The organism is Algibacter sp. (genome assembly GCF_049667265.1).
GTDB lineage: Bacteria > Bacteroidota > Bacteroidia > Flavobacteriales > Flavobacteriaceae > Algibacter_B.
Genome location: NZ_JBATHX010000260.1, coordinates 1 through 10,342 on the forward strand (window position 1 = coordinate 1; position 10,342 = coordinate 10,342).

Sequence of the window (10,342 nt, forward strand, 5' to 3'; positions counted from 1 at the left end):
ATGATTATAGATCCCGTTACGTTACCTCTTACAGCTGAAGTAAAGCATGCCAAATTAAGTATGGCAGAACATGGTATTGGTGGTATTCCTATTGTTGATGAACATGGTACTCTAAAGGGAATTGTTACAAATAGAGATTTACGTTTTGAACATGACAATAAAAAACCAATTACTGAAGTAATGACTAGTAAAAATTTAGTTACTGCAGCCGTTGGAACGTCTTTACAAGATGCTGAAAAAATTCTTCAACAACATAAAATTGAAAAATTATTAATTGTAGATGATAATTATAAATTATCAGGATTAATAACTTTTAGAGATATCACTAAAGTCACACAAAAACCTAACGCGAATAAAGATAGATATGGTCGTTTACGAGTTGCTGCAGCCATTGGAGTAACTGGTGATGCGGTTGAAAGAGCAGAAGCTTTAGTAAATGCCGGAGTTGATGCGGTGGTTATTGATACAGCTCACGGACATACAAAAGGTGTGGTAGGTGTGCTTAAAGAAATCAAATCGAAATTCCCGCAACTTGATGTTGTTGTTGGAAACATTGCAACCGCAGCTGCTGCTAAATATTTAGTAGAAGCGGGAGCCGATGCTGTTAAAGTTGGAATTGGTCCAGGATCAATTTGTACAACGCGCGTAGTTGCAGGTGTTGGGTTTCCTCAATTTTCTGCAGTTTTGGAAGTTGCTGCTGCTATAAAAGGTTCAGGTGTTCCAGTAATTGCAGATGGTGGTATTCGCTATACAGGCGATATTCCTAAAGCGATTGCAGCTGGTGCAGATACTGTTATGTTAGGGTCGCTTTTAGCAGGAACAAAAGAATCTCCTGGTGATACTATTATTTACGAAGGAAGAAAGTTCAAATCGTACCGTGGTATGGGTTCAGTTGAAGCTATGAAGAAAGGTAGTAAAGACCGTTATTTCCAAGATGTTGAAGACGATATTAAAAAACTAGTACCAGAAGGTATTGTTGGACGTGTACCATATAAAGGTGAGTTAAACGAAAGTATCCATCAATTTGTTGGTGGTTTACGTGCTGGAATGGGTTACTGTGGTGCTAAAGATATCGCTTCTCTTCAGGACAAAGGTCAGTTTGTTAAGATTACTGCAAGCGGAATTAACGAAAGCCACCCACATGATGTTACTATTACAAATGAATCTCCTAATTATTCAAGGTAGATTTCTAATAATATATTTAAACAAAAAGCTACACTTAAATTGTGTAGCTTTTTGATTTTTGAAATGTTCGTTTAACGTGTTTCTTTAGTTTTCATTTACCTCTATCAATTTAATTTTTTTCTTTAAAATCTTTCCATTTGATTTCATTTCCTTCAATGATATAAAGTGTTGGTTTTTTGAAAATAGCAGTAATTCCACCAACAATAGTTCCCATTATCCCGCCACCAATTAATCCGATTATTGCTTTATCAGTTGCTGAAAATGAAATTAATCCATCATTATCATCTCCAGATAATAATCCTAAAACAGCTAATGAACCTCCACCAATTAGTGCGCCTTTTCCAACATTATTACCAACAGAACGTTTGGTTTTAATTTTTCCTATTTGGCTTAAAGGAATTTTTATTGATTCTCCTTTTAAATATAATTCTATTGAAGTTTCAGATATTGATTTTACCTTACCCTTATTGATCTTTTTACCGTTTAAATTATAGATTCTAACAAAAGTATTAGTATAAACTTCATTTTGAGTAAACACATTAATTGATAAAATTAAAGCTATTGAAATTATAATATATTTCATAATTAAATTGGTTTTATTGTAACAACTCCTTGAATTTCCAAAATTTTTTTGCTGATGCATAAATACAGCGAAAATGAAACCTTTAAACGGTTAATATCCGAAGTTAAATTAGTGAATTTTTCTGATAAAGTTAAGTTGAAAAACAATTAAGAGTGCATAAAAAAAAATGCTCTCTTAAAGTGTTTTTAAAGACTATAAGTAAACCCTAAATTAATATTTCTTCCCATATTAAAAATGCCATCAGGTTTTAAACGTGATAGATGACTTATATAGGTTTGGTCGGTTAGGTTTGTTCCTGAAACGCGAACACTTAATTCATTTTTAAATAAATTTAAACTACCACCAAAACCCGAGCTTAATAAATTGTAGCCATTGGATTTAGTTTCAAAAGCACTTACATTATTTTGATTAAATGTAGTACGAAGGGTTATAAAGGCATAGCTTTCTTTAATACTTGATTTTTCAAATTCTATTCGTAGTGTGTTTGTTAAATTTTTTGCTGGTATTATTGGTAAATAATCACCATTATCTTGTTTGCCAGTAACCATTTCAAAACTAGTTTCTACATGCATCCAATGTATTGGATGTGGGTGTAAGTGAAAACCAAATTCGCCACCAAATAATCGGGCATCATCTTGTTGATAATCATAAACAGGGGTGGTATCAATCATTTCGCCATTAGGCGATAAGAAAATGTAATCATTTATTTTATTGTAAAACCCATTTACAAACAACTCTAGATGTTCATTTTTGAATTCTAAGGCAATATCTGTTTGGAAATTTTGCTCGTTTTTTAAATTTATATTTCCAATTTCATAACGGTTTGTACCACCATGTGCGCCCTCTGATGCCAACTCAGATAAGTTTGGAGCTCTAAAACCTGTTGCCAAATTTACTCTTGCTGTTAAGTTATTTGCTAAATCGGTTTTGAAGCCAATAGCGCCATTGAAACTATTGTAATTTTTATTAAAATGTGAAACCGCATTTATGTTTCGATTGTCATAACGTGCCCCTAATTGAATGTCCGCTTTTTCAAAATGGATATGCGAAGTTGCAAAAACACCAAAGTCGTTGGTTGTAGCATCAGGAATTAATGTTTCCTCGCCATAATTTGAGTTTACTTGATGCATGCCCTGAATACCAACAATGGTTTCAAAAATTCCAGATTTCGGCAGGTTATATTTTACGTCATAATTGGCTGTTTTTAGCTTCATATGGAGTGCAGCTTCAAGCACTTCATAATGTTCTTCCTCTTCGTCTTCATGTTCTTCTTCGTCTTCATCATGATGGTGCTCTTCAAACTCTTTTCTGTCGTTATAAATAAAGCCTAAACTAATATCGAGTTTTGATTTATTAAAAAACAAAGTAGATTTTGAACTAAAAATATGGTTTGTAACCTCTTGAAACGGTAATAAAGGTGTTTTGGATGTGGATTGTTCCCCAATTTCTTCAGGAATTCCAAGTTTTGAATTATTCAAATTATATCGAAATTCAGTTTTAAACCCATTGATTTGATAGCCTAAGCCAGCTTTAAAATCTTGCTCTTTAAAACGGGTATTTGTTACTCGGTAATCTTTGGTGTTGTAATCAGCGTGTTCAGCCAAACTTCCTCGAAACAAAAATTTAAAGCGATCTCCAGAAACTTTTGCACCAGCATTTGTGCTAAACCCTTGTGTGTTACTAAAATAATTTCCACTAAAATCACCTTTAGAAGAATTGTAATCGGCAAATCGTTCAGGATTCAAATATAAAACACCACCAAGCGCATCGCTACCATATAGTAGGGAAGCAGGGCCTTTTATAACCTCCACACTTTCAATACCAGCATCATTAACACCAAGGCCATGTTCATCACCAAATTGTTGGTTTTCTAAACGGATGCCTTGTGTGTAAACAAGAACTCTGTTGGAGCTTAAACCCCTAATAACAGGTTTACCTATACTTAATCCGGTTGTAACACTTTCTACTCCTGCAATATTTGTAATGCCTTCCGAAAGGGTTACGGCACCGCTATTTTTTAATTCTTTAATAGACTTTTGTTCCACTTTCATAACGTTTTCACTTTGAATTTTATGAAATGGTGTGGAAATTATAATGCTTTCCATCTCTATTGCAGATGGCACTAAGCTTATTTCAATGTTTGTTTTTATGGGAATGTTAACCTGTAAGGATTGCGTTTCATATCCAATCATGGAAAAAAGCACGGTGTACGATCCTGTTGGAAGATTATTAAAATTAAAAACTCCTAATTCGTTCGTTGAGGTTCCTTTTTCTAAATCTGAAAAATAGACATTTACTAAAGCCAAATTCTCATTGGTATTTGCATCTTTTATTAGGCCTTGTATTGTGTTTTGACCATAAATGGTTGTGAATGCTAGTAAAAGCATTAGGTTTATGAATGATTTCATATGATATTTTTTTTCGTTTTCGCAAAATCAAAAAAATAAGTATTCATTTTTTTTAAATGAATAAGACGAAAACATGTTAATTTAATTTTTTATCGCTGAAAGGAATTCAGCAAAATGATTTAATTAAATTAATGCAGGTGGACCCCGAAGCGAAAAGTGTAAGCGCTGATATGCGCTAAGAAAATGATATTGAGAAATTATAGATTTTAAATTCTCGTTAAGCTGAAAAACCTCGAAAGTGATATTTGAAACACTAAAATGTTTATTTAATTGGAACTTTTGGAACTCACAATCTAAATCTACTTTATGGATATGGGTAGTATCTCCACCTGTACAAACCTCATGCTTATGATGTTCAAAAACGTGAGCTAATTTTACTCCAGCCGGAACCAATAGCGTAATTACCAACAAAACGGTTAGTAATCTAAATACAATATGTTCCTTAACAATTTTCATTAATCAACAAAACGCTTTAAGCCAATTCTGCGAAGCATCTTTTTTTCAAAATTCCAGAAAAATTTATGCTGTCCAAAAACCCAACCAAAAAATACAAGTAAAAATTGATAAACTATAAATAGAAGAATAATACGTACAGTCCAATATCCAATCGATGAGAATGTTTCTTGGGTAATATTTAAAAAAGAAAGGATTGGTTTGCCAATATATGAAGCCGTAGAACCAGTAACTGCAAAAACTATAAGGATTACAATTATTTCCCAATTATGTTCAATGTTCCAACGTGCTTTTAATTTCTCCACTCTTGCAATTTTGAAGCAAAAATATTAAAACTAAATTAAATTCTAGGAATATTGCCTCCTAATCTTTGGTTATAGGTTAATTGGAAGTATATAAAATAGTTGTATAGCACATAATTAACTTCATAACCATAATCTATGCCTTGCTGATAATCAATTCGAAGTTCATAAAGGTTTGGATCAAATCTTTGTGGTTGAATAACACGCTGATTCCATTCATTAACATAAAGTATGTTTTTGGTTTCAAAAAATTGCTGCGAGTAAAATCCCCGCTGTCTTGCTCTGCTAGCTAACCAAAAATTAAATCCTGGTTCAATAATAATTATTTCGTATTCTATGGCTTCATTTGCTATTTTAACAGTATCATTCAGTTTTAGATTTTCTAAGCGCTCATCATTTTTTGTAGTCGTTTTTTTTGATGTATTACAGTTGAAAAGGAAAACAGAAACCATCAGGATGTATATTAAATTTTTCATAAGGGATAATTATTTTTTATTTCTATTTTCAAAGATAAAACTGATTGCTGCTAATAAATAATATGAATGAGTTAACTAGTATTTTGATTGAGCAAAACGCATTTTATCCTTATTAAATTTACAAAAACCATTCCTTAATTGTTGATTTTGAGCCATTTTTAACAAAAAAAAAGAGCTAAACTTGATGTTTAACTCTTTTATGAATTTTATTTCTGAGGAATATTATTTTCCAAAAAGCCCACTTAAAAGCCCACCAAGGCCTCCTTTTCCTTTTGTTGCTTGACCTAATACCATTCCTGCAACGTCATCAATCACACTTCCGTCTCCGTCGGCATCAAGAATTTTTTCTAAGAAGCTTTGTTCTTGTTTTGCAGCGCTTCCACCTAGCATACCACCTAATAAATCTCCAATACCATTTGAAGAACTTACATTTTGTTGTTTAGCCTGATTTCCTATAACTCCCATTAAAATTGGAGCTGCAACTTTTAATATGTTAGCAACCGCACCAGCATCCAAACCAGATTTTTCACCAATTATTTTTTCAACTCCTGATTGTTTTGATCCTAAAACGTGTCCTAATATTTTTGAACCATCTTGTTTTACATTATCATCAACACCACCACTAAATAATCCGCCAAGATTATCTAATATACTACCGTTGTGTTTTCCTTGAAGTGCTCCTAAAAGTCCAGCTGCTCCTTCTGGTGTTGAGGCATTTCTTTCCATGGCTTTCATTAAAACGGGTAAAGCCATTGTTAATACGCTATTTGTTTTGTTTGAGTCGTTTCCTGTTGAACCTGCTACTCCGCTAATAATAGTTTTTCCTAAGTCACTGTTTAATAAATCTAAAATTCCTGCCATGATTGTTTGTTATATTTTAATTAATTATATTTAATAAAATTGGAAGTATAATTTACAAAAAAAGTCCCAACTTATATAGTTAGGACTCAATTATAATATTTTGGTCACATTTTTTATTTTCCTAACCTAGGATACTAATAATTTGTGATGCTAATTCTGTACCAATTCTGTCTTGTGCTTCGTTTGTAGCAGCACCTGTATGCGGTGTTAATGATAACGCAGGGTTCATTAATAATTGCATTTCTGGTTTTGGCTCTTTTTCATAAACATCCAAAGCAGCTCTTGCAACTTTTCCGCTTTCTAAAGCCTTAACCAAAGCAACTTCATTAAGAACTCCACCACGCGCAGCGTTTGCTATAATAACGCCATCTTTCATCATAGTAAATTCTTTTTCATCAATAACATACTCTTTTTGAGCAGGCACGTGAAGCGAAATAAAATCTGATTGTTTTAAAACGTCTTCTTTTGAAATAGTTTTAATATTAAAGTTTACTTTTTGACCATCAAAAAAATCTAATTCTAAATTAGCACTTTCTAAAAATGGATCAAAAGCAATCACTTTCATGCCAGCTCCGAGGGCTACTTTTGCAGTAGCTTGACCAATACGACCAAAACCTAAAACACCTAAAGTTTTTCCTTTAAGTTCGGTTCCTTTTGCGTAAGCTTTCTTTAACTTTCCAAAATTGCTATCACCTTCTAAAGGCATGTCTCTATTTGAGTTATGTATAAAACGGGCCAACCCATAAAAGTGACCGAATACTAATTCAGCTACCGAATGTGAAGATGCTGCTGGTGTATTTATAACGCTTATGCCATTTTCACGAGCATAATCAACATCGATATTATCCATGCCAACACCGCCACGACCAATAATTTTTAATCCTGGGCAGGCGTCAATTAAATCTTTACGTACCGTTGTTGCGCTACGAACTAAAAGAACAGAAACGTCTTTTTCGTTTATGTAGTTAATTAATTGCTCTTGTGCTACTGTTGTTGTAATAACGTCGTAACCAGCTTTATCTAATGCATCTATTCCACTTTGAGAAATTCCGTCGTTTGCTAATACTTTCATTGAAATTCTATTTTTTGTCATTCCCTCGAAGGAGGGAACCTTTTTAATTAATTATTGGAAGCATCATGAGATTCCCTCCTTCACGGGAATGACAAATGCTAACTATTTTATGCTTTACTTTCTAGTTCACTCATTACTTCAACCAATACTTTTACACTATCAATTGGCATAGCGTTGTACATGGAAGCTCTATATCCACCTACACTTCTGTGACCATTAACACCACTTATTCCAGACTCTTTAAGCATGGTTTCAAAAGTGTCTTTTAAGTTTTCGTTTTCTAAAGTAAATGTGGCGTTCATGTTAGATCTGTCTTCTTTAGATGCAAATCCTTTGAATAATGGATTTAAATCTACTTCAGAATACATTAAGCGCGCTTTCTTTTCATTTTCCTTTTCAATTGCAGCAATACCACCAAGATCTTTTAACCATTGTAATGTTAACATGGATGTGTAAATTGGAAAAACAGGAGGCGTGTTATACATACTTCCTTTATCAATATGAATTTTATAATCCATCATTGAAGGTATTTTACGAGATACTTTTCCTAAAATATCTTCTCTAATAACTACTAAAGTAGTTCCTGCAGGTCCCATGTTTTTTTGAGCTCCAGCATAAATAAGCCCAAATTGAGTAAAATCTAAAGTGCGAGAAAAAATATCGCTACTCATATCGCAAACTAAAGGAATATCAGTTTTTGGGAACGATTTCATTTGAGTTCCGTAAATAGTATTATTTGAAGTACAATGAAAATAATCATAATCTTCAGGTATTTCGTAACCTTTAGGAATATAATTGTAGTTAGCATCTTTCGAAGAACCAACCTCGTATACATCATCGTAAATTTTAGCTTCTTTTATGGCTTTTGCAGCCCATGCTCCAGAATTTAAATACCCTGCTCTTTTTTCTAATAAATTAAGAGCTACCATTAAAAACTGTGTACTTGCACCACCTTGTAAAAACAAGGCCTTATATCCTTTGCCTTCAAGGCCTAGTAATTCTAAAGCTAAAGCTCTAGCATTTTCCATAATATCAACAAAAGCTTTACTTCTGTGAGATATTTCAATTAACGATAAACCACTATCATCTAAATCAACAACTGCCTGAGAAGCTTTAATTAATACTTCTGGTGGTAAAATACTTGGTCCTGCACTAAAGTTATGTTTTTTCATTTTTTGTAGTAAAATTTAAAGAAGCAAAGGTGCTAATTAATCAGGTAAATTGTATTAAATAATCAATAATTTTTTCATCAAATTGCTAACAAAAATTCAACAGAATCCACATCATCCGCATAATCCCAAAGTTGAGGATTTTGAGTGGCTCCAAACGCTATTTCGTTTTTTACAAATCCATTGGAAACGATACATTGAATTTTTTCTTTATTAACTTCTAAATTTGCCTTTAATTTTGAAGCATCTTCATAGTATTCATAAAATAGTGTTGCTATGGGAGATGCCAAACTTTCATCTTCCTTTATCATAAAGAATCCGTTTTCAAGCATATCAAATTCGCTCATTAAATAAACGGCTTTATTATAATCGTAATTATTGGCGTACTTGGCTTTTTCAACAATAGGATGCCAATGATAAATACCTTCAAAAAATGCTTTAAAATCGTAGTTTTTTGGCACAAATAGTTTTGAAACATTTCTGCATCCAAGACCATAATATCGAAAAATATCTTCTGACAGGTTTTTTAAATTTTCTGGAGTTTCATCTCCTGATAAAACAGCCACCGAATTTCGGTTATTTCTAATTATCGATGGTTTTCCTTTAAAATAATATTCAAAATAGCGGGCAGTATTATTGCTTCCTGTAGCAATTACAGCATCAAAGTTTTCAATTTTAGCCTCGGTAAAGGTGATGTTTCCTTTAAATTGCGGTTCAATAAATTCCAAATATTTGGCTAAAAAGGGGAGTAAATGTTTGTCGTTTGAAGACTGTTTAACTAACACAGAATGGCCAGAAATAAGTACAGATAAAAAATCATGAAACCCAACTAACGGAATGTTACCAGCCATAATAATGGCAACTCGCTTTGGTTTTATAGTGTCAAAATTATAAGGTTTCAACCATTTACTTAAATTATCAAGTGTTAAAGCGTCAGACCAAGATTTTATGGCAAACGTAATATTCTCTTCAGTAAACCAACCATTATGCTCTTTTGCTAATTTTAATTGATGCTTAAAGCCATCAAAGAATAACTCGTTATGTTCAATATTATCCGCTTTTACGATAACTTCCTTAGAAAATTGCCTTAAAAAATCTCCTAATTTTACAAAAGCATTAATTCTTTCTTGTAATTGCATCCTTAATTTGGTTATGAATGGTTTTGGCTTTATTTTTGCAACTGCAAATTTACGGAAACTCTATAGAGTTCTTAAATTTTAAAAGATAAAAAATTACTATGGCTATAATTATAACAGACGAATGTATAAATTGCGGTGCTTGCGAACCTGAGTGCCCAAATACTGCAATATATGAAGGCGCCGACGATTGGCGCTATAAAGATGGTACTAGTTTAGATGGTACGGTGGTTTTAACCAATGGAAAAGAGGTAGATGCTGATGAGGCTCAAGAACCTGTAAGTGATGAGCTTTACTATATTGTACCGGATAAGTGTACAGAATGTAAAGGGTTTCATGATGAGCCGCAATGTGCTGCAGTTTGCCCTGTTGATTGTTGCGTGCCTGATGAAGATGTTGTTGAAACTGAAGAAGAATTATTGGCTAAGCAAAAATTTATGCATCCTGAAGGATAAGGACCGATTATTAATCGGTATTTTAAATAAAAAGAATCCCAAGTTTATTGCTTGGGATTTTTTTATTGGTCTTTATTAAGGAAGTTATGTTGATTTTTTACTTTTAGATTTGATGAAAGGCTTTTTTTTAATTAATGTTTTCGGCATTTTATTTAACCTTTATTTTCACAAATCTTTGATTTTTTAAATTATCAATGTCTTGACCAAACATTAATAACGTATTATCATCAACCCAGTTATAT

At 32.7% G+C, this 10,342-nt stretch carries 11 protein-coding genes; 2 read left to right on the plus strand and 9 right to left on the minus strand.

Annotated features, from left to right (window positions below):
* A partial coding sequence (gene guaB / locus WBN21_RS09855; RefSeq protein ID WP_424199813.1) for an IMP dehydrogenase occupies nt 1-1,185 on the plus strand: 1,185 nt, incomplete at its 5' end.
* Between the two features lie 109 nt (nt 1,186-1,294).
* Here the strand turns inward: guaB and WBN21_RS09860 are convergent.
* From WBN21_RS09860 to WBN21_RS09900, 9 genes are all read right to left on the minus strand, one after another.
* Entirely contained in the window at nt 1,295-1,768 is a 474-nt protein-coding gene (locus WBN21_RS09860; protein ID WP_424199815.1) for a hypothetical protein, read from the minus strand.
* 185 nt (nt 1,769-1,953) lie between these two features.
* Complete coding sequence (locus WBN21_RS09865) at nt 1,954-4,176, minus strand: TonB-dependent receptor (RefSeq protein ID WP_424199817.1); 2,223 nt, start codon at nt 4,174-4,176, stop codon at nt 1,954-1,956.
* Nucleotides 4,177-4,299: 123 nt separating this feature from the next.
* Nucleotides 4,300-4,632 (minus strand): hypothetical protein, encoded by a 333-nt coding sequence (locus tag WBN21_RS09870; RefSeq protein WP_424199819.1) that lies wholly within the window; start codon nt 4,630-4,632, stop codon nt 4,300-4,302.
* A complete protein-coding gene (locus tag WBN21_RS09875) occupies nt 4,632-4,934 on the minus strand; it encodes a DUF6787 family protein (protein ID WP_424199821.1) in 303 nt (100 codons plus the stop codon). The genes WBN21_RS09870 and WBN21_RS09875 overlap by 1 nt, the downstream gene beginning before the upstream one ends.
* A 35-nt stretch (nt 4,935-4,969) precedes the next feature.
* Nucleotides 4,970-5,407: a DUF6146 family protein gene (locus WBN21_RS09880; protein ID WP_424199823.1), complete on the minus strand. Its 438-nt coding sequence runs from the start codon at nt 5,405-5,407 to the stop codon at nt 4,970-4,972.
* Between the two features lie 222 nt (nt 5,408-5,629).
* Nucleotides 5,630-6,268: a DUF937 domain-containing protein gene (locus WBN21_RS09885; protein WP_424199825.1), complete on the minus strand. Its 639-nt coding sequence runs from the start codon at nt 6,266-6,268 to the stop codon at nt 5,630-5,632.
* Between the two features lie 121 nt (nt 6,269-6,389).
* Complete coding sequence (locus tag WBN21_RS09890) at nt 6,390-7,340, minus strand: D-2-hydroxyacid dehydrogenase (protein ID WP_424199827.1); 951 nt, start codon at nt 7,338-7,340, stop codon at nt 6,390-6,392.
* A 107-nt stretch (nt 7,341-7,447) separates the two neighbouring features.
* Nucleotides 7,448-8,512, minus strand: coding sequence for a 3-phosphoserine/phosphohydroxythreonine transaminase (gene serC, locus WBN21_RS09895; RefSeq protein WP_424199829.1), 1,065 nt, complete (start codon nt 8,510-8,512; stop codon nt 7,448-7,450).
* A gap of 77 nt (nt 8,513-8,589) precedes the next feature.
* Nucleotides 8,590-9,648: an acyl-CoA reductase gene (locus WBN21_RS09900; RefSeq protein ID WP_424199831.1), complete on the minus strand. Its 1,059-nt coding sequence runs from the start codon at nt 9,646-9,648 to the stop codon at nt 8,590-8,592.
* A gap of 98 nt (nt 9,649-9,746) precedes the next feature.
* Here WBN21_RS09900 and WBN21_RS09905 point away from each other — a divergent pair, with 98 nt between their 5' ends.
* On the plus strand, nt 9,747-10,100 hold the full coding sequence (locus tag WBN21_RS09905) for a 4Fe-4S dicluster domain-containing protein (protein WP_411807838.1): 354 nt from the start codon (nt 9,747-9,749) through the stop codon (nt 10,098-10,100).
* Nucleotides 10,101-10,342 lie beyond the last annotated feature (242 nt).